The organism is Romboutsia sp. 1001216sp1, from assembly GCF_039841805.1.
Taxonomy (GTDB): Bacteria; Bacillota; Clostridia; order Peptostreptococcales; family Peptostreptococcaceae; genus Romboutsia_C; species Romboutsia_C hominis.
In genome coordinates this window covers 448529-468153 of the sequence record NZ_JBDPHA010000001.1, presented here as the reverse complement: position 1 = coordinate 468153, position 19625 = coordinate 448529, and the positions used below count along the sequence as shown (strand labels likewise).

The following is a 19625-nucleotide window of genomic DNA, read 5'->3' as shown; positions in this document are numbered from 1 at the left end:
TTAAATTTACTAAATAATAGGGGGAACATATGAATAATCAAGGGGAAAATCAAAAGAATGTAAAAGATACATCTAGTGTAGTAGTAGAAAAACTATTAAATTCTAGATCAATAATCATTTCAGGAGAGATAAACCAAGAGTTGGCTGAAAAAGTAGCAACACAATTATTAATCCTACAGGAAATGGGAGACGAACCAATAAAGATATTTATTAATAGTCAAGGTGGTCATGTAGAAGCAGGGGATACTATACATGATATGATTAAGTTTATTAAACCTCGCGTTATTATAATAGGTACTGGATGGGTTGCAAGTGCAGGTATAACAATTTACCTTGCTGCTGACAAAGAAGACAGATATTCACTGCCTAATACTAGATATATGATACATCAACCATTAGGTGGATGTAGAGGTCAAGCTACAGATATACATATAGAAGCAAAAGAGATAGTAAGAGTTCGAAAAAGAATTAATAATATAATTAGTGCTGCTACAGGACAATCCTTAGAAAAGGTAGAAAAAGATACAGATAGAAACTACTGGTTAAATGCAGAGGAAGCAGTTGATTATGGTATAGTAAGTAAAGTTATATCAAGTTATGATGAGTTATCTAATTTATAAGATGTATATGTAATAAATAGAATAACTAATATATATGAAAAATTAAAATAATAAAAAAGCCGTATCACAATCAAATGATACGGCTTTTTATATATTAGTAGATTATAAATTACTTAAATTCTCCTAAGGTTATAATATGTCAAAAAAACAATAAAAGTGTAACTGTTTGAAACTATATATCATATTAATATATAAACACATAATTAAGGGAGGAATATAGGTGTATAGTAATAACTTTGACAATATAACTAGAAAATTTAATGTTACAGTATTATCCATTCCGATTGTATATGACTTTTTTGGCGACTATGATCCAAATGGAATGATGTATATATTAAGTGAAGATAAAGGGAAAGTGAAAGAGAAGGCTTTGAAAAATTTCAACAATAAAGATCAAAAAGGAGATCCACTTCCAATACCTACAGAAGAAGTTCAACCTCTTACAATAAGGGCAAATGTCGGAGATACAGTAAGAATAGAGTTTGAGCACAATGAAAATAGAAGGTTATCAATTCATATGCAAGGACTTAAGTACAGAAATATAAAATCTGATGGTGCTAATGTAGGTTACAATGAAGACTCTACAGTTGGTCCAGGTGAAAAGATAATATATGAATGGTATGCAGATAGAGAAGGAATATTTTACTTTAGTGATATGGGAGATACTAGATTTAGTGAAGATGCAACTAATATACATGGCCTATTTGGAGCACTTATAGTACAAGCTAAAGGATCTACATGGACAGACCCTGTAGATGGATCTGAACTTCGAAGCGGTATATTTGCTGATATACACAATCCATTTAAGCCAAGTTTTAGAGAATATGCAGTGTATTTTCATGATGAACTTGAAGTTGTAAATAGATTTGGAAATCAAATAATAGATCCTCATACTAATCAACCAATGGCAGTAACTGCTATCAGTTATAGATCAGAGCCAATGGTAAATAGAGCTAATTTAATACCGCTAAAAGATAGAGGTATTAAATGTTGTAATCCTTTTAATCCAGAGGATAGCTGCAGCCGCACAGATATAATAGAGCCTAATCATATGCTAGTAGATGGTGAAGACGTTTCTATGAGCTCATGGACTTATGGAGATCCATCAACTTTTATACCAAGAGCATATAAAGGAGACCCCTCAAAATTTAGACTTATACATGGAGGTGTATTAGAAACACATGTATTCCATCTTCATACACATCAATGGAAGTTAGAACCAGATGATCCGAATTCTACTATAATAGACTCTATATCAGTAAGCCCTCAAGAAAGTCATACTATAGATATATTACACGGAGCAGGAAGCTTACCTGGGTCTATAGGAGATCACATATGGCATTGTCATTTATACCCTCACTTTCATGAAGGAATGTGGTCTTTATGGAGAGTATTTGATAGATTAGAAACAGGCAAAGATGTAATACTTGAAAATGGAGAAATCATACGTCCACTATATCCAGATGGAACTTATATAAAAGCTCTAAATCCTTTACCAGATAGAGAAAAACCACCTAAAAAAGATTTAGACCATCCAGGGTATCCAGGGTTTATAAATGGAGTGTTTAAAGAAAGGGCAAAACAGCCGCCTTTAGGAATACTTAATCAAAACGGTCAAAATAAAATGTGCCCAACTGATATTGAAAGAGCAAACCTTTCGAAGGATGTTACTAGAGGAGCTTTATACACTCAACCTTGTCCAGATACAAGTAAATGCTACTTTAAAGAGCCAGATGCTATTTTTGAACTATTTGCACTACAAGCAAAATTGATATATAACAATGCAGGGTGGAATGATCCATATGGAAGATTTTATGTTATGAAAGAGCAAATAGAAGAATATACAGGACATAAGATGACAGATGAAAATAAAGAAAAGTTAGCTAAAATGTATGTAGCTGGAATAGAAAATGAAGAGATTAATGTAGAGCCATTAGTTATAAGAGCTAATGAGGGTGATTGTATAGAAGTTAGACTTACTAATTTCTTACCAGAAACATTACCGAAAACAGAATTTCAATTAGAAACTTTAACTGATAATGTAGGCTTTCATATACATTTAGTTAAGTTTGATGTTATAGCTTCAGATGGTGGTGCAAATGGATATAATAATATGGCTTCTGTTTTTTATGGAGAAACTATAGTAGAAAGATATTATGCTAATGAAGAATTAAATGCTTGTTTCTTCCACGACCATCTTAATCCAAATTCACATCAACAACATGGAGTGTTTGGAAGTCTTATAATAGAACCTAAAGGATCCACATACCATGATCCGAAAACAGGTAATCCAATAAAATATGGGACAAAAGCAGTAATAAAAACACCTTCAGGTAGAACTTTCAGGGAGTTTGGATTATTTGTTCATGACTTTGCATTACTATTTGATAAAGATAAAAATCCATTAAATCCACCGCCATTTTCAGGGTCACATGATGATCCAGGTGTTATGGGCATAAATTATAAATGCGAACCCTTAAGAGAAAGATTAAATGGTAATGACCCAAATCATGTATTTAATGATCCAGCTTATGTATTTAGTTCTAACGTACATGGTGACCCAGTGACACCATTACTAGAAACATATCCAGGAGATGAAATTGTAATAAGATTATTAGATGGAGCACAAGAAGAGCAACATGCATTTAATATAAATGGAATGAAGTGGAGAAAAGAAATAACAGATAAAAAATCACCATTAGTTCAATCTCAAACATTAGGAATATCAGAAGCATTTAATATAAAAATAACAGATGACTATAAAGCAGGTGATTATATTTATTACTTTGGAGGACAAGATGATTTCTGGTTAGGTTTATGGGGAATAATAAGAGTTTATAAAGATAAAACTGAAAAATTATTGCCTATAGGTAATAATAATAATTGTATAAATAATATGGATACAATGAAAAATAAAAATATAATCACTAGAGAGTTTCATATAGCAGCCATCCAAAAAGATATACTATATAATAATTTTAAAGATCATGATCCAGATGGATTGTTATTTGTGCCATATGAACACAAAGATGCTATAATTAATGGAACGATGGAACCAATTCCATTAATATTAAGAGCAAATAAAGGTGAATATATAAAAGTAACTTTAACTAATTTATTCACTAAACCAATACCATACCAAGATTTTCCAGGAGTACCAGTGGATAAAGAAATTAAGCCGTCTATGAGGGTAGGAATTAGCCCACAATTTTTAAAATTTGATCCAATAAATAGTAGTGGTATAAATATAGGATATAACGATGTAGATCAAACTGTAGGACCTGGAGAAAGTATAGAATATTTATGGTACGCAGATGAAGAATATGGAACTTGCTTATTATCATCATTTACAGATATAAGAAATCATAGATATCATGGTTTATTTGGAGCAATAATAATAGAGCCAGAAGGATCACAAATACGTAGTTCTAGCAATAATGGAAATAAAGACAATTATAAAGAACAAGTAACAGTATCTGTAGATGGAAATGAACAATTTAGAGAGTTTGTAATGTTTATGCACAATGGAATAAGACTTTTGGATGCACATGGTAATTTAATAAAAACTAATCAAGTAAATGAAGATGGTGAAGTACCTGAACCAGTAGATTTTGAAGATAGAGGTGAAAAAGGATTTAATTACAGATCAGAAAGATTTTTTAATAGATTAAAATATAATCCTAACTATGATATATCAAAAATATTTAGCTCTAAAGTTCATGGAGATCCAGCTACACCAATATTTGAAGCTTCACCAGGAGAAAAAGTTATAATAAGACTTCTAATGCCAGCCGATAAGCCTAGAAATACTTGCTTTGTACTTCATGGACATGAATGGAAAGCCCAACCAGAAGAACCATTTACAAGAATCATATCAGCTCAAGGAGCTATGAATATAGGAAATGTGTTTAATATAGAATTACTAAATGGAGCATCCATGATACCTGGGGACTATTTATATAGATCTGGGCTTATAAGATGGGATATAGAATCAGGTATGTGGGGTATATTTAGAATTAATAATTAATACGTAAAGTCATATCTCAATTAAAAGATAGTCTTCATAAAATTAAATTAAAAAGCTATATAAACTTAAAGTTTATATAGCTTTTTAATTTAATTTGAAATTGATTGTAAAAATTTAGGTATTATATCATGATTGTAGTGCTTAAAGAAATAATTTCATAGATAATAACATTAAGCTAATTCTAAAGCAATTTCCATCATTTTAGTAAAAGCAGTTTGTCTTTCCATAGCAGTAGTAGCAACACCTTCAAAAGGTAAATCAGATATTGTTAACATACATAATGCATTAACTCCTGCACGAGCAGCGTTCATATATAAAGCAGCAGCCTCCATCTCAACAGCTAATACATTCATCTTACTCCATGATTTTAATGCATCTAAACCGCCATCGTTGTAGAAAACATCACTAGAGAATATGTTACCAACTACTGGAGTTATTCCCTTTTCTAAAGCTATATCATGAGCTTTTTTTACTAATTCAAAACTAGCTATTGGAGCAAATGTACCAGGTAAATTATACTGAGACCCGTAATTTGAATCAGTACAAGCTGCCATACCTATAACTATATCATGTATTTTTAGATTGCTATTTAAAGCACCAGCAGAACCTATTCTTATAAGATTTTTAACACCATAAAAATGTATTAATTCATAAGAATATATTCCCATAGAAGGTCCACCCATACCAGTACCTTGAACTGATATTCTTTTACCTTTGTAATATCCTGTATATCCGTACATTCCCCTAACCGTATTATACTCAACTGCATTTTCTAAAAAATTTTCAGCTATAAATTTAGCTCTTAATGGATCTCCAGGTAAAAGTATAGTTTCAGCTATATCTCCTAAATTTGCAGCGTTATGTGGTGTTAATCCCATGTCTAAATCCTCCTAAAATGTCATATATATTTTAAATATTATTTTCTATTATCATATTCCTTTTGATTAACAGGAATAGTTATTTCTCCCTTTTTCACTTTTTCAGTTTGTTCTTTAACAAATGCTAAAATTTCTTCATTAACATTTTTTTCAGTAGTAGGAGCTATTCCAACTCCATCTTCATTAATTCCGAAAACACTTATTTCCCCACCTTTAAAATCTCCGTTAACTAAATCTTTAACCGTATTATATACTACCATATCAACCCTTTTAATAGCAGAAGTTATAACATTGTCAGGTGCTAAAGAGTTTTGGTCTTTATCAACACCTATTGCCATTTTATTATTTTCTCTAGCAGCTTCTATAGCTCCCGAACCAGTATCTCCAGCTGCTGTAAATATTATATCTACATTATTTGAATGCATTTGATTAGCAATAGCTTTTCCTTTAGCCGCATCTGAATAAGTATCTGCATATTGTCTTAAAACTTTAGTACCCTTTCCTGCATCATCAACACCTGCTAAGAAACCATACTCAAAACTTTCTATTATTGGATTTTTAGTACCCCCTATAAAACCAACAGTATTAGTTTCAGTTTTCATACCAGCTATTAATCCTACTAAATAAGATGCTTCTTCAGCATTAAACATTATAGAGTTTACATTTGCTGGTTGCTTTTCATAAGAATGATCTATAATAGCGAATTTTTGATCTGGATAGTTTTCAGCAGCTTCTCTTATAGCTTCATCCATTTGAAAACCTATACCAATTACTAAGTCAGAATCATTATCTACAGCTGTTTCAACATTTTGAGCATAATCAGACACTTGTTTAGATTGTATGACTTCAACATCAACTCCAAGCTCTTTTTCAGCTTTTTGCAGTCCTTCCCAAGCTGATTGATTAAAAGACTGGTCATTTATACCACCTAAGTCAGATATCATAGTTATCTTTAAAGTATCAGATTCTTTACTACCACTACTTGAACTACATCCCACAAGAGCAAAAGACATCAATGATAAAACAACCCCTGATGTCAATATTTTCTTAAACCTCATATTTTACCTCCAATGTTCATTGATTGATTTTATTTTAATATAAAACTTATATAAAATACAACAGTTTTTTATAAAAAAATACAAAATATGATATACTAATAAAAAATATTCAATAAGTATGATGTATTAAATAAAAATAATAAATAAATAAATCGTATTTTAAGTTTAAAATATTGAAAAATGTTCGTGATTAATATATAATTTTAAAAAATGAGAAAAAGGGAGTTTATTATGAAGCAGATACTTATAAAAAATGCATATTTGATAACAATGAATGGACAAAGGGAAGTTTATGAAAATGGCAAACTGTTAATAGAAGATAATAAAATAAAGGCAGTTGGAAATTTTGATGAAAGTATAGTAAGTTCTGGTGCAGAAGTGTATGATGCAAAAGGGAAAATACTTATGCCAGGATTAGTAAATACTCATGTTCATTTGTCTCAACAACTAGGCAGAGGAATAGCAGATGATGTAAATTTATTAACTTGGTTAAGAGAACGAGTATGGCCTTATGAAAGTAGTTTTGATTATGAAGATTCATTAATATCATCAACAGCTTGCTGTATAGAATTAATACGTTCAGGAGTAACAACTTTCTTAGAATCAGGCGGACAATATGTAGATGCAATGGTAGAAGCAGTAAATAAAACAGGAATAAGAGCATGTTTAGCAAAATCAGTAATGGATGAGGGGGAAGGATTACCTAAAGCATTTGATAAAGCTGCACAAGAAGAATTAGATACACAAGAAGAGTTATATAATAAATATAACAATACATCTAATGAAAGGGTAAAAATATGGTTTGCTCTTAGAACAATATTTAATAACTCTGATGAATTAATACTTAAAACTAAACAATTAGCAGATAAATACAAAACAGGTATACATATGCATGTTGCTGAAATAGAAGATGAAGTTGAATTTGCAAAGCTTAGAGCAGGGCTTACAACAGTAGAACATCTAAATAAATTAGGAGTGCTAGATAAAAATTTATTGGCTGTTCATACAGTATGGTTAACAGAAAGAGAAATAGAGCTATTTAGATTCTATGATGTTAAAGTTTCACATAATCCAGCAGCAGCTATGAAAGTAGTATTAGGGTTTGCATCAGTACCTGAAATGTTAGAAAAGGGAATACCTGTATCAATAGGAACAGATGGAGCTCCGTCAAACAATAGAATGGACATGATGAGAGATATGTACCTAACATCATTAATACATAAAGGTAGAACGTTAAACCCAGAAGTTGTAAATGCAGAGACAGTATTAGAAATGGCTACTATAAACGGTGCAAAGTGTGCATTATTAGAAAAGGAAATAGGAAGTCTTGAAGTTGGTAAAAAAGCAGATATGATAATACTTAACCCAAACACTATACATTCACTTCCAATGCATAATCCAATAGGAAATATAGTATACTCTATGAGTAGTGAAAATATTGAATCAACAATATGTGATGGTAAGTGGTTAATGAAAGAAAAAGAAATATTAGTATTAGATGAGGTAGAGCTTTTAGAAAAAGTAAAGAATCAAGCAGAAAAAATAAGAAAAAAAGCTAATATAAACTTAACAACTAACTTTAAAGTAATAAAATAAATATGATAAATTAATAAATTATGTAATTTTAAATAAATATAAAAATCCAACAGTAAAAGCTGTTGGATTTTTATATTAGAATCTACTACTTACTAGTAGCCGTGTTCATTTTATACTTTGCAAATCTAAGCCATAATCTTATTTTTCTAAATACATTACCTTGAGATAATATAGTAAATAATCCACAAACTATTAAAATAAAATAATATACAAATATTCCATATAAGAATACAGAATAACCAATAATAGCTTTAGAGAATATACCACCAAATATTGTAAAGAATGCTATTTCATTAGCACCAACATTGCCTGGTGTAGGCATAGCAGAAACAGCCATATATAAAAAGACTTGTAGTGACAGCATATAAAAATAAGAAGCACCACTTAATCTAAGAGCTTTATATATACAAAATGCTATGCTAAAGTAAATAGTAAGCTGAACAATTGTAAGTAATGTAGATTTAAACAAAGCTTTCTTATCCTTTATAAAGGATTTAATGGAAAAATTATACTCATCTATAAAGCTATTCACTTTTGGTCGTTTGTTATCTAAAAATTTTAAAAATTTAATTTTACTTAATAAATTAAAAATAAAGTGAACAAACTTTTTAGTTTGAGTTGGTCTATAAACTATAAAAAATCCGAAGCATAAAGTAACTATATTAAGAGACATACCCATAGCAATGAAAGTAAGTACAGGTTTTAAAGTAGATTTAAGAACATCTACATTAAAAGCCATTAAAAAAATACAATATAAAGTTACCATAATTTGATATATAACAGTTTTATTAGAGACAACTGCAACAGCTTTGCTAGCTGATATATTAGATTTTGATAACTCATAAACTTGCATAGGTTGACTACCAGATGCCATAGGAGTAACTAAGTTATAATAAAGACCTAATATACCTACTTTATATCCTAAAAATTTGGTTTTAGCTCCATGTATAGAGTTTATTATAACTCTTAAAATATAACCTTCTAAAATTATATATGAAATCATTAATAAAAATCCAACAGCTATATACTTATAATCAATTACTTTTAAAATATCAGATAAAATATTTATATCTAATGTACTAGCGACTAAATAAGTGGTTACTGTCATTAAAAGGATTAAAAAAATGTATTGCAAAAGATTTTTAGGCTTTTTACTTATTTTTTTCATAATACCACCCCTATTTAAAAATGTCTATTTTCAACTCTTTTAATTAAGTTCGAAATAAAAAATAGTATCTATCAAATTTACAAAAAACTATTAAATTTGTATATAAGTGATTTTTTATATAACAATAAAAAATCACATTTATCTTGCAATAAATCTCTTTGAATTCACCAAAGTTTATCGAATGTAAGTTATATATATATTATACATATAAAAAAAGGAATTACAAATGTATATATCAACTAAACTTATAATAGTTTCATATAAAGCGATATGCAGATGGTAATATTAAAATATTAGAAGGATAAATCATGGATAAATAGAATAAATTTTGAAAAAACTAATGTAAAAGTTTTTAGGAGGAATTATGCTAAAGAAACATAATTGTTTACAAGTTATAGAAAATACTTATTTAAAAGAAACTAAAATTATAAAGGCAAGTACCCAAAAAGAGCTTCAAGAAAAGATAAATAGACAAGTAGAGTTATGGAATGACAAAGAGATTTATTTAAAGCAGCAGATGAAATAAAAGTATACTGGAATATGATTAAACATATTAAAGATATATATAGGATTATGATATGTATGTAAGAATAAAATAATTTAAAAATGAAAAACTAAGACTAAAACAACATTTAGGAGGAACATCATGCAATTAAGAAGAGCAGCAGAGATAATGAACTCAAAGCAAAAGGAAAATATCGCAGTATATTATCAAAATGAGCCAGTAAATATAGTTAGTCTTAATAGTAATATAGGAACTGCATATGTTAAATCAATAAATAATAAAAGAGGTTTTGATATTTTAATAGAAGAGCTAAGTGAGAAAAAACAACAATAGAGAAAATTAATAGATTACATAATAATCTATATGCTTAACATACAATCATAAAAAGATGCTTAAAATAATTATTTTAAGCATCTTTTTAATTTAATCAAATATATCTAAAACTAGCTCGTTAGACAACTGTTGTAAAATCTTAACACCAGCAACACTATTACCCATAGCATCAAGTGAAGGTCCAAATACACCTATTCCCATTTTATTAGGTACAGTAGCAAGTATACCACCGCCAACACCAGATTTAGCAGGTATTCCAATATGTACTGCAAAATCACCAGATTCATCATAAAGGCCACAAGTAACCATTATAGACTTAACAATAGTACAAATATCTCTAGGTATAATCATTTCGCCAGTAAAAGGACTGACTCCTTTGTTAGCTAAAATAGCCCCAATCCTTGCCAAATCCATAGCAGTAACAGAAATAGAACATTGTCTAAAATAACAGTCTAAAACATCTTCAACATTATCAATTAGGCCATGCCCCTTCATGTAATAAGCTAAAGACCTATTTATATCACCAGTTCTTTTTTCAGATAAATAAATATCTTCAATTACATGAATATTAGGATTGTTAGTTAACTTTCTAGTAAATTCTAATATTCTATTGGTTTTCTCATTACTATTTTTACCCATTATAAGTGAATTAACAATAATAGCACCTGCATTTATAAATGGATTAGATGGATAAGGCTTATTATTTATTTTCATATTAAGAATAGAATTAAAAGCAAAACCACTAGGCTCAACCCCTATTTTTCTAAAAACATACTGTGGTGAATTATCCATCATAGCCATTATAAGAGCTATGACCTTAGAAGTACTTTCTATTGCAAAAGATTTATTATAATCTCCAGCAAAGTATTCCTTACAATTGCAATCTCTCAAATCTACAATAGCTACACCAAGCTGGTTTTCATCAACTTCAGCAAGTGCTGGTATATAGGTAGCTACATGACCATTTTTTATGTATTTTTTGTTTTCATTAACTATTTTGTTTAGTAAATCAAACATAAAAATCGCTTCCTTTTTTATAAAATTTGTTATTAGTAGTGTACTTACCCTAAAGCACATCAAAAAAACATATCTAAAAATTCAAAAAATATTATAACAAATTAACTATTACCAAATTTAGAATCTATACAATCAAATGATTACTTAACTTTATATATAAAGTTAAAAATAAATAGAATAGGATTAGTAAAAAAGCATATATACTCTATAAGAACTAAAAATAGAAGAAAGAAAAAGGGGGAGATAATGAAGGGTTTAATAAACAAATGGAATAAAATAAGTTTGGTAAAAAGAATATTAATAGGACTGATAATAGGAATAATACTTGCGCTTACAGCTAAAGACATAGCAAGTCCAATAGTGATTTTTGGTTCTTTATTCGTAGGGGCATTAAAAGCAGTAGCACCAATTCTTGTATTTTTCTTAGTAATGTCAGCGATATCTAGCCATGAAAAAGGTCAGCAAACAAATATGAAATCAATTTTAGTACTTTATTTGTTAGGAACATTTTTAGCTGGATTAACAGCAGTAGTGGGAAGTTTTATATTTCCAACAACATTAACATTAGTAGAGGGAGCTAAAGATGTTGTACCACCAGAAGGTATAGTAGAAGTATTAAAATCATTACTAATGAATGTGGTTGATAATCCAGTAAGTGCACTTTTAAATGCAAATTATATAGGTATATTATCATGGTCATTAATGCTAGGATTAGCTTTAAAAAATGCCTCAAGTTCAACAAAATTAGTAATATCAAATGTATCAGATGCTCTATCAACGGTTGTAAGGTGGATAATAAATTTTGCACCACTTGGTATAATGGGATTGGTATTTAATTCTATAGCAACACAAGGAATAGAATCACTTCTTAGTTATGGACATTTAATAGTAGTATTAATAGGATGTATGGCATTTATAGCATTAGTAGTAAATCCTATAATAGCTTATGTATACATGAGAGAAAATCCATATCCTTTAGTATTTAAATGTTTGAAAAATAGTGGAATAACCGCATTTTTCACAAGAAGTTCAGCTGCAAATATACCAGTAAACATGAAGCTATGTGAAGAATTAAATTTAAATAAAGACACATACTCAGTATCAATACCACTAGGAGCAACTATAAATATGGCAGGAGCTGCTATAACAATATCAGTATTAACATTAGCAGCAGTCAATACTTTAGGAATAGAAGTAGATATGGGTATGGCATTATTGCTTAGTTTAATGTCAGCAGTAAGTGCTTGTGGAGCATCTGGAGTAGCAGGAGGGTCACTACTTTTAATACCTCTAGCTTGTAGCTTATTTGGTATATCAAACGATATAGCAATGCAAGTAGTAGGAGTAGGATTTATAGTAGGGGTTATACAAGATTCTTGTGAAACAGCACTAAATTCTTCTACGGATGTGCTTTTTACAGCCGTGGCAGAATATGCTAAAAATAGAAAAGAGAAAAAAGGAGCATAAAAATAAAACTTAAATGAGCGTAATTTATATATTTAAAATGTATTTATACTAAATTAGATAGAAAATAAAAAAGAGGATACTTATCCTCTTTTTTATTTAAATAAATTAAAGTATGTTTTAGATTACATAAACTAACTAGCAAAATGTATAACAGGTTTATTAATATATTTAAAAGACTTTAAAGTATCTGCATCTAAATTTTCTTTGAATATATCAATAGCAGTTATTTGACTGTTGTTGTAAGTAGTATAGTAATAAACTCCAGTTTCCTGGCACATACAAGCTTTATATAAAGTTATATCATTTATTGTTAAATTATTATATAAATTTTATAAACAAATAATTAAACTTAAAAATAAAAAATAATAAAACAAAAAAGTGCTTAATTTAAGCACTTTTTTTGTATGAGTAACATTTTTAAGATTTATTTATTATTTTTCTTTTAAGATTTCTTCTATAGAAGATACACATCTACCACATCCAGTAGCTGCACCAGTAGCATTTTTAATATCTTCTACTGTTTTAGCGCCTTCTTCTATAGCTTTTTTTATATCTAAATATTTAACTTGTTTACAAAAACATACTGTTTTATTTTCCATTTTAAATTCTCCTTTAAACTTTAATGTATTCTTACAATTGTAGATACCCAAGGAAAAGGTGTTCAATCATAAAAATTAAAATATTATGTCTTAAAAAGTTATCGCATCTATGTTTATATAATTAGCATATGTTATTTATTTTAAAGTATGAAACTTCTAATAAGACATCTAAATTATAATCTATACAAAAGAAAAATAAAGTACAGAAAAGATTTTTAAGTAAACAGTTGTATAATACTTTTTAAATTGTTAAAAATAATCTTAGTTTAAAATATAAAAAGAAGGATGAGTATATATGAAAAAAATAAGTTGTAGTGTAACAAACTGTGCTCATAATTGTCAAGATACTTGTTATGCTAATCGTGTAAATATAGGTGGACAAGGAGCAAAAAATACAGAAGAAACATGTTGTGGTTCTTTCTTAGACAAAAGACATTACTCAACGTTAATAAATAATGCAAGTGAAGGTAAAAATTCAAGTAATGCTTGTGATTGTTTAATATGCAATGTAGCTACATGTACATATAACAATAACAAATTATGCAATGCAGATGTAGTACAAGTAAGTGGAGAAAATGTAAACTTATATATGGAAACAAAATGTTCTACATTCAAGCAAAAATAAGGAGGAAAATATGAGTGAAAATATAATATGTCTATGCAAAGGCATAAGTGAGGAAGCAATAGTAAAAGCTATAAAAGAAGGAGCAACAAGTATAGAAGCTGTAAAAGAAAAGACTGAAGCAACAACTGGTCCATGTAAAGGCAGCAGATGTATTTCTAAAATTGAGGAATTAATAGAAAAACATAAATAAAGAAAAAAATCTTAGAATTACTAAAATACTCCATATATTTTTATATTAAAAAATATATGGAGTATTTTTATACTAAAAAATATAAGTTAAAGGTAGTATATATTTTATTTATGTGCGCATACAAGCTTATAGTAGATTATTAAAAAATAAAGTATAATATATATGATTATTAGTTAAGGATTTGTAAAAATGAATGTAATAAAATATGATGAGACAATCCAAGGTTGGTAAACTCTATTGTATGTGCGATAGACATACTAGGATTTTCACAAATGATAGTGAATTCCTCTAAAAATGGATATGGGAATAATCTACCAACAGAAATAAACTACCTTATAAATAAAAATAAACAATGTATAATACCTAATAAATACAGTAAAGGTAAAATAAAAATATTTACGGATAACATGGTAGTGGCCTATCCTATAAAAGGGGATGGAGAAAAAGAACTAGATGAAATATTAGAAAATGTAGCAGAGTATCAGTTTAAACTATCCTTAGAAGGACTTTTCGTTCGTGGTGGTATAAGCATGGGGGACTTTTATATAAATGAAGATATAGTTTTTGGACCAGCGCTATTGGATGCCCACAACACAGAAAGTAAGATTGCTTGTTACCCAAGGATTATATTAGATAACAATACCGTATCAAAAGTACAAACTTATATGAACCATTATGATGTAGCACCTCAGAAAAATAAAATACTTATAGATAATGATGGAAATTGGTTTTTAAATTACTTAAATACTATATTTAATATTATACAGAGTGTAGTAATGAATATGAATTTGAGAGAGTTCAATATGAATTATTACTTAGACATAAAAAGAAAATAGAAGAACAATTATTTATAAATAGAGAAAACATGAGAGTATGGGACAAGTATATATGGACTGCAAATTATCATAATTATTTCTGTAGTATACATTTTCCTAAAGAAAAAGAATTAGAAATATCTAGAAAAGATTTACTTTCGTGGCCAAGGCAAATATCTAATCAAGATACATAAGAAAAAAGCTGTCTAAAAGAAGTTAAAATACTTTTAGACAGCTTTTTATATACAAAGAAGATAATACTCACAATTGAATTTAATATAGATATTTTGATTAATTTCAAAAATGAAAATATTTTTCTAAAATATAAATAATAGACTGAGAAAAATAATAAAAAAGGAAAAAAACTTGCAGAAATAAAAATGATATGATAAAATTTGAACATAAAAAACGATTGCGAAGAGGGGAAGATGATGTTTACACAAATAAAAGGAAAACTTATAGTATCGTGCCAAGCTTTAGAAAATGAACCATTACATAGTTCATTTGTAATGGGAAAGATGGCAAAAGCAGCTAAAGAAGGTGGAGCAGTAGCTATAAGAGCACAAGGCGTGGAAGATATATTAGAAATAAAAAAAACAACTAATTTACCAGTAATAGGAATTATAAAAAGAAATTATAGTGATTCAGAAATATATATAACACCTACCAAAAAAGAAGTAGAAGAACTTTCAAAGACAAAATGTGAAATGATAGCAATAGATGCTACTGATAGAGTTAGACCAAATGGTGAAACTTTAAAAGATTTAATAGATTATATACATAGCTTTGGTATTTTAGTAATGGCAGATATATCAACATATGAAGAAGCCTTAAATGCTCAAAATCTAGGGTGTGATTGTATATCGACAACATTATGTGGATATACTTCTTACTCAGAAAAGCATGAAGGTCCAAATTTAGAGCTTATAAAAAAATTATCAAATGAATTATATATACCAGTTATAGCAGAAGGAAGAATAAATACACCAAAGGATTTAAAGGATGTATATGAAAATGGGGCATTTTCAGCAGTAGTAGGTTCAGCTATAACTAGACCACAACTTATAACAGCAAAGTTTGTAAATGCTATAAAGTAAAATCATATAAAGGGGAGACAAATATGTTTAAATACTTACAAAAAGTAGGAAAGTCATTTATGCTACCTATAGCAATATTACCAGCAGCAGGTTTACTTTTAGGAATAGGAGGAGCATTATCAAATCCAAATACTATAAATGCTTATCCATTTTTAAATATACCGTGGCTACAAGCAATATTTACTATAATGTCATCAGCAGGAGACGCTGTATTTGGAAATTTAGCATTAATATTAGGAGTAGGATTAGCAGTAGGGTTAGCTAAAAAAGATAAGGGAACAGCGGCATTAGCGGCGTTGGTAGGATACGTTATAATGAATGCATCTATAAAAGCAATGCTTGGAATATTTACACCAGATGCACCAGCAATAGATACTGGAGTTATAGGTTCAATTGCAATAGCATCAGTTGCAGTATGGCTACATAATAGATACAATAACATACAATTACCAGCAGTACTTGGTTTCTTTGGTGGTTCAAGATTTGTTCCAATAGCAACAGCATTTGCATCAATATTTGTAGGAGCGATATTCTTTATAGTATGGCCAACATTCCAAGGTTGGTTAGTAGTATTAGGTGAGAAGATAGCAGTACTTGGGCCAGTAGGAACATTTTTTTATGGGTTCTTAATGAGAATTTGTGGAGCAGTAGGACTTCATCACATGATATATCCAATGTTTTGGATGACAGAGCTTGGAGGAGTAGCAACAGTAGCAGGAAAGCAAGTAGTAGGAGCTCAAAATATATTCTTTGCACAATTAGCAGATCCAAATCATGTAGGGTTATTTACAGAAGGAACAAGATTCTTTGCAGGTAGATTCGCAACAATGATGTTTGGGTTACCAGCAGCATGTTTAGCAATGTATCACTGTGTACCTAAAGAAAAAAGAAATTTAGTAGGTGGATTATTCTTAGGAGCAGCTTTAACTTCATTTGTAACAGGTATAACTGAGCCAATAGAGTTTATGTTCTTATTTATATCACCACTTTTATATGTTTTCCATGCAGTACTAGATGGTATATCTTTCTTTGTGGCAGACATATTAAACATATCAATAGGTAATACTTTCTCTGGCGGTATAATAGATTTCACATTATTTGGGGTATTACAAGGAAATGACAAAACAAATTGGATGTTAGTAATACCAGTAGGATTATTATGGTTTGCAATATATTATGTGTCTTTTAGATTCTTCATAACAAAGTTTAATATACCAACGCCAGGAAGAGGAGACGATGAAGTTGAAGAAGTTAAAGTAACTGATAAAGATTCTTTAAAGGACGATGCAGTTGTTATAATAGAAGCATTAGGTGGAGCAGAAAATATAGAAGAAGTTGATGCATGTATAACAAGACTTAGAGTATCGGTTAAAGATGTCAATAAAGTAGATAAAGCTAAAATTAAAAAAATAGGAGCAATAGATGTATTAGAAGTTGGTGGAGGAATACAAGCAGTATTTGGAGCCAAAGCAGTTTTATATAAAAATATAATAAATGATATATTAGGAACTAATGAATAATTTATATAGTTTCTAAATACTTAAAAGGTGTATAATATTTTATACACCTTTTAATATTAAAAATAATTAAAGGAAGTTAAAGAATTATTATAAAAAGGGCTGGTTAAATGAGTATAATAAATAAATTAGATGATAAAAATTTAAAATTTACTAAATCAGAAAGACAAATAATAGATTACATAAAAAATGATATGGAAAACTTTTCATATAAATCTATATCAGAAATAGCTAAAGATAATAATATTGGAGAAGCTACTATAACTAGATTTGCTAAGAAGATAGGGTTTAGTGGATTTCAAGACTTTAAGGTAACCTTAGCACAAGAAGTTACGAATATCCAGAACAAGCATATAATAGATAGCAGTATAGATAATAAGGAACATGCAAGAGAAACTGCTAAAAAGCTTTTACATAACAACATATATGTTTTAGAAAATACAGCACAAATAATAAACTATGAAGATATTCATAAGTGCTCAAAACTAATAAGAGAAGCAAATAAAGTGTATTTCGTTGGAGTTGGATATTCTGGAATAATAGCACAAGATATTAACTATAAATTTATGAGGATAGGGATAAATTGTAATTACTTTAGTGATAGTCATACTATATTAATGATGTCTTCTTTAATGAAAAAAGGAGATATAATAGTTTGTGTATCTCATACAGGAGAGACAGAAGATATAGTAAGTTCAGTAGAAATGGCAAAGAAAAATGAAGCTACTGTAATTTCAGTAACTAATGATAAAGATTCTAAGGTTAGGAGCTTATCAGACATATGTTTATCGTATATTTCAAATGAAGGAGTATTTGAAAGTGGTTCAATGTATTCAAAACTTGCTCAGATGTTTGTATTGGATATTATATATACACAAGTAGTCAAAGATATGGGTGGCATAGCACACGACAATAAATTAAAGACAACAGAAGCTATAAAAGGCAAATATACAATATACAGGTAAATGTGCTAATGTAAATTAGGGCAAGAATTTTCTTGGCCTTTTTTAATATTATAAAATTAATTAATAATACTTTCAAAGAAAACTAATTTTAAAAATTAATTTTCTTTAAAAGTATAAAAGATTATTTTTAAAGATAATACTAAATATGATATAATAAAATTTACGTAAAAACAGGAATTCTAAAAGGATGGTGTAGTACATGAAATGGACTGAAATAACAATAAAAACTTCAACAGAAGCAGTTGAAGCTATAACTAATATATTATACGAACACAATGTAGGAGGAGTATCTATAGAAGATCCTAAAGACTTCAAATTCCAAAAGAAAAATGAATTTGATTGGGATTTCGTTGAAGAAGAAATATTTAATAGTGGATACGACGGAGTAATAATAAAAACATACATAACAGAAGAAAGAGATGTAAGTGAAGATATTAAATCTATAAAAGAAAGAATAGATGGATTAAAAGAGTTCGGTATAGATGTAGGAGAAGCAATAGTTGAATTATCATACGTTGATGAAGAAGACTGGGCTAATGAATGGAAAAACTACTACAAGCCAACTAAAATAGGAGAAAAAATAGTAGTAAAACCAACTTGGGAAGAATATGAAGCTGGTGATGAAGACCTTATAATAGAGCTAGATCCAGGTATGGCATTTGGGACAGGAACTCACGAAACTACAAGCATGTGTATAAGAGAATTAGAAAAATACGTTAAGCCTGAAAGTAAAGTATTTGATATCGGATGTGGAAGTGGGATACTTGCAATAGCGGCTGCAAAGCTTGGAGCTAGAGATGTACTAGCAGTTGACTTAGACGAAGTAGCAGTTAAAGTATCTAAAGAAAATATAGAACTTAACAATGTATCTAAAAGTGTTAAAGCACTTCACGGTAATTTAATGGAAGTTGTAACTGATAAAGCTGATATAGTAGTTGCAAACATAATAGCAGATATAATAAAATTATTAGCTAAAGATATCAAAAACTTTATGAAAGATGATGCAGTATTTATATCTTCAGGAATAATACATGCAAAGGTTGATGAAGTTAAAGAAGCACTAGTTTCAAATGGATTAGAAATAGTACATGTAGAATCTTTAGGTGAGTGGAATGCTATAGTATCTAAAATAGCTAAGTAGGTGAAAT

At 29.0% G+C, this 19625-nt stretch carries 20 protein-coding genes; 14 read left to right on the top strand and 6 right to left on the bottom strand.

The genetic code is table 11. From position 1 onward, the window contains the following. Positions 1-29: 29 nt before the first annotated feature. Positions 30-620, top strand: a complete 591-nt coding sequence (locus ABHC41_RS02425) for an ATP-dependent Clp protease proteolytic subunit (RefSeq protein WP_092927096.1) — start codon at positions 30-32, stop codon at positions 618-620. A gap of 220 nt (positions 621-840) precedes the next feature. Beyond that, positions 841-4647 (top strand): multicopper oxidase domain-containing protein, encoded by a 3807-nt coding sequence (locus tag ABHC41_RS02420; RefSeq protein ID WP_195236837.1) that lies wholly within the window; start codon positions 841-843, stop codon positions 4645-4647. Between the two features lie 170 nt (positions 4648-4817). Here ABHC41_RS02420 and deoD read toward each other — a convergent pair whose 3' ends face one another. Further along, positions 4818-5525, bottom strand: coding sequence for a purine-nucleoside phosphorylase (gene deoD, locus ABHC41_RS02415; protein WP_092927092.1), 708 nt, complete (start codon positions 5523-5525; stop codon positions 4818-4820). Positions 5526-5563: 38 nt separating this feature from the next. Next, positions 5564-6583: a BMP family ABC transporter substrate-binding protein gene (locus ABHC41_RS02410; protein WP_271892021.1), complete on the bottom strand. Its 1020-nt coding sequence runs from the start codon at positions 6581-6583 to the stop codon at positions 5564-5566. A gap of 231 nt (positions 6584-6814) precedes the next feature. Between ABHC41_RS02410 and ABHC41_RS02405 the strand changes: the two genes are divergently transcribed. After that, positions 6815-8179 carry an amidohydrolase gene (locus ABHC41_RS02405; protein ID WP_092927088.1) on the top strand — a complete coding sequence of 455 codons (1365 nt, stop codon included), beginning with the start codon at positions 6815-6817 and terminating at the stop codon, positions 8177-8179. Between the two features lie 85 nt (positions 8180-8264). Here the strand turns inward: ABHC41_RS02405 and ABHC41_RS02400 are convergent, their stop codons facing one another. Next, positions 8265-9347, bottom strand: coding sequence for a lysylphosphatidylglycerol synthase transmembrane domain-containing protein (locus ABHC41_RS02400; protein WP_166504943.1), 1083 nt, complete (start codon positions 9345-9347; stop codon positions 8265-8267). Between the two features lie 364 nt (positions 9348-9711). Between ABHC41_RS02400 and ABHC41_RS02395 the strand changes: the two genes are divergently transcribed. Together ABHC41_RS02395 and ABHC41_RS02390 are read left to right on the top strand one after the other, a co-directional pair. Then, complete coding sequence (locus ABHC41_RS02395; protein ID WP_166504944.1) at positions 9712-9873, top strand: hypothetical protein; 162 nt, start codon at positions 9712-9714, stop codon at positions 9871-9873. 120 nt (positions 9874-9993) lie between these two features. Beyond that, entirely contained in the window at positions 9994-10185 is a 192-nt protein-coding gene (locus ABHC41_RS02390) for a small, acid-soluble spore protein, H family (RefSeq protein WP_271892020.1), read from the top strand. A gap of 90 nt (positions 10186-10275) precedes the next feature. On the opposite strand, the gene glsA is transcribed toward ABHC41_RS02390, so the two are convergent. Further along, positions 10276-11202 carry a glutaminase A gene (gene glsA, locus ABHC41_RS02385; RefSeq protein WP_092927082.1) on the bottom strand — a complete coding sequence of 309 codons (927 nt, stop codon included), beginning with the start codon at positions 11200-11202 and terminating at the stop codon, positions 10276-10278. 246 nt (positions 11203-11448) lie between these two features. Between glsA and sstT the strand changes: the two genes are divergently transcribed. After that, a complete protein-coding gene (gene sstT / locus ABHC41_RS02380; RefSeq protein WP_092927080.1) occupies positions 11449-12669 on the top strand; it encodes a serine/threonine transporter SstT in 1221 nt (406 codons plus the stop codon). Between the two features lie 131 nt (positions 12670-12800). On the opposite strand, the gene ABHC41_RS02375 is transcribed toward sstT, so the two are convergent. Next, on the bottom strand, positions 12801-12968 hold the full coding sequence (locus ABHC41_RS02375) for a linear amide C-N hydrolase (RefSeq protein WP_271892085.1): 168 nt from the start codon (positions 12966-12968) through the stop codon (positions 12801-12803). 132 nt (positions 12969-13100) lie between these two features. After that, positions 13101-13268: a (2Fe-2S)-binding protein gene (locus tag ABHC41_RS02370; protein ID WP_092927076.1), complete on the bottom strand. Its 168-nt coding sequence runs from the start codon at positions 13266-13268 to the stop codon at positions 13101-13103. A gap of 295 nt (positions 13269-13563) precedes the next feature. Between ABHC41_RS02370 and ABHC41_RS02365 the strand changes: the two genes are divergently transcribed. The 8 genes from ABHC41_RS02365 to prmA all read left to right on the top strand — a co-directional run bounded on the left by ABHC41_RS02365 (position 13564) and on the right by prmA (position 19618). Then, positions 13564-13893, top strand: a complete 330-nt coding sequence (locus ABHC41_RS02365; protein ID WP_092927074.1) for a DUF1540 domain-containing protein — start codon at positions 13564-13566, stop codon at positions 13891-13893. A 10-nt stretch (positions 13894-13903) separates the two neighbouring features. After that, positions 13904-14083: a (2Fe-2S)-binding protein gene (locus tag ABHC41_RS02360; RefSeq protein ID WP_166504947.1), complete on the top strand. Its 180-nt coding sequence runs from the start codon at positions 13904-13906 to the stop codon at positions 14081-14083. Between the two features lie 272 nt (positions 14084-14355). Continuing rightward, entirely contained in the window at positions 14356-14919 is a 564-nt protein-coding gene (locus ABHC41_RS02355) for a hypothetical protein (RefSeq protein WP_243239960.1), read from the top strand. Between the two features lie 29 nt (positions 14920-14948). Beyond that, a complete protein-coding gene (locus tag ABHC41_RS02350) occupies positions 14949-15092 on the top strand; it encodes a hypothetical protein (protein WP_243239961.1) in 144 nt (47 codons plus the stop codon). 237 nt (positions 15093-15329) lie between these two features. Then, positions 15330-15995 carry an N-acetylmannosamine-6-phosphate 2-epimerase gene (locus tag ABHC41_RS02345; RefSeq protein WP_092927070.1) on the top strand — a complete coding sequence of 222 codons (666 nt, stop codon included), beginning with the start codon at positions 15330-15332 and terminating at the stop codon, positions 15993-15995. Between the two features lie 23 nt (positions 15996-16018). Further along, positions 16019-17515, top strand: coding sequence for a PTS transporter subunit EIIC (locus ABHC41_RS02340; RefSeq protein ID WP_092927068.1), 1497 nt, complete (start codon positions 16019-16021; stop codon positions 17513-17515). A gap of 107 nt (positions 17516-17622) precedes the next feature. After that, positions 17623-18477 carry a MurR/RpiR family transcriptional regulator gene (locus tag ABHC41_RS02335; RefSeq protein WP_092927066.1) on the top strand — a complete coding sequence of 285 codons (855 nt, stop codon included), beginning with the start codon at positions 17623-17625 and terminating at the stop codon, positions 18475-18477. 199 nt (positions 18478-18676) lie between these two features. Next, a complete protein-coding gene (gene prmA, locus ABHC41_RS02330) occupies positions 18677-19618 on the top strand; it encodes a 50S ribosomal protein L11 methyltransferase (protein WP_092927064.1) in 942 nt (313 codons plus the stop codon). Positions 19619-19625 lie beyond the last annotated feature (7 nt).

Bases quoted from the DNA above. Each gene is read 5' to 3' on its own strand.
- ABHC41_RS02425 (WP_092927096.1), top strand. From the start codon at position 30: ATGAATAATCAAGGGGAAAATCAAAAGAATGTAAAAGATACATCTAGT.
- deoD (WP_092927092.1), bottom strand. From the start codon at position 5,525: ATGGGATTAACACCACATAACGCTGCAAATTTAGGAGATATAGCTGAA.
- ABHC41_RS02410 (WP_271892021.1), bottom strand. From the start codon at position 6,583: ATGAGGTTTAAGAAAATATTGACATCAGGGGTTGTTTTATCATTGATG.
- ABHC41_RS02405 (WP_092927088.1), top strand. From the start codon at position 6,815: ATGAAGCAGATACTTATAAAAAATGCATATTTGATAACAATGAATGGA.
- ABHC41_RS02400 (WP_166504943.1), bottom strand. From the start codon at position 9,347: ATGAAAAAAATAAGTAAAAAGCCTAAAAATCTTTTGCAATACATTTTT.
- ABHC41_RS02395 (WP_166504944.1), top strand. From the start codon at position 9,712: ATGCTAAAGAAACATAATTGTTTACAAGTTATAGAAAATACTTATTTA.
- ABHC41_RS02390 (WP_271892020.1), top strand. From the start codon at position 9,994: ATGCAATTAAGAAGAGCAGCAGAGATAATGAACTCAAAGCAAAAGGAA.
- glsA (WP_092927082.1), bottom strand. From the start codon at position 11,202: ATGTTTGATTTACTAAACAAAATAGTTAATGAAAACAAAAAATACATA.
- sstT (WP_092927080.1), top strand. From the start codon at position 11,449: ATGAAGGGTTTAATAAACAAATGGAATAAAATAAGTTTGGTAAAAAGA.
- ABHC41_RS02370 (WP_092927076.1), bottom strand. From the start codon at position 13,268: ATGGAAAATAAAACAGTATGTTTTTGTAAACAAGTTAAATATTTAGAT.
- ABHC41_RS02365 (WP_092927074.1), top strand. From the start codon at position 13,564: ATGAAAAAAATAAGTTGTAGTGTAACAAACTGTGCTCATAATTGTCAA.
- ABHC41_RS02360 (WP_166504947.1), top strand. From the start codon at position 13,904: ATGAGTGAAAATATAATATGTCTATGCAAAGGCATAAGTGAGGAAGCA.
- ABHC41_RS02355 (WP_243239960.1), top strand. From the start codon at position 14,356: ATGATAGTGAATTCCTCTAAAAATGGATATGGGAATAATCTACCAACA.
- ABHC41_RS02350 (WP_243239961.1), top strand. From the start codon at position 14,949: ATGAGAGTATGGGACAAGTATATATGGACTGCAAATTATCATAATTAT.
- ABHC41_RS02345 (WP_092927070.1), top strand. From the start codon at position 15,330: ATGTTTACACAAATAAAAGGAAAACTTATAGTATCGTGCCAAGCTTTA.
- ABHC41_RS02340 (WP_092927068.1), top strand. From the start codon at position 16,019: ATGTTTAAATACTTACAAAAAGTAGGAAAGTCATTTATGCTACCTATA.
- ABHC41_RS02335 (WP_092927066.1), top strand. From the start codon at position 17,623: ATGAGTATAATAAATAAATTAGATGATAAAAATTTAAAATTTACTAAA.
- prmA (WP_092927064.1), top strand. From the start codon at position 18,677: ATGAAATGGACTGAAATAACAATAAAAACTTCAACAGAAGCAGTTGAA.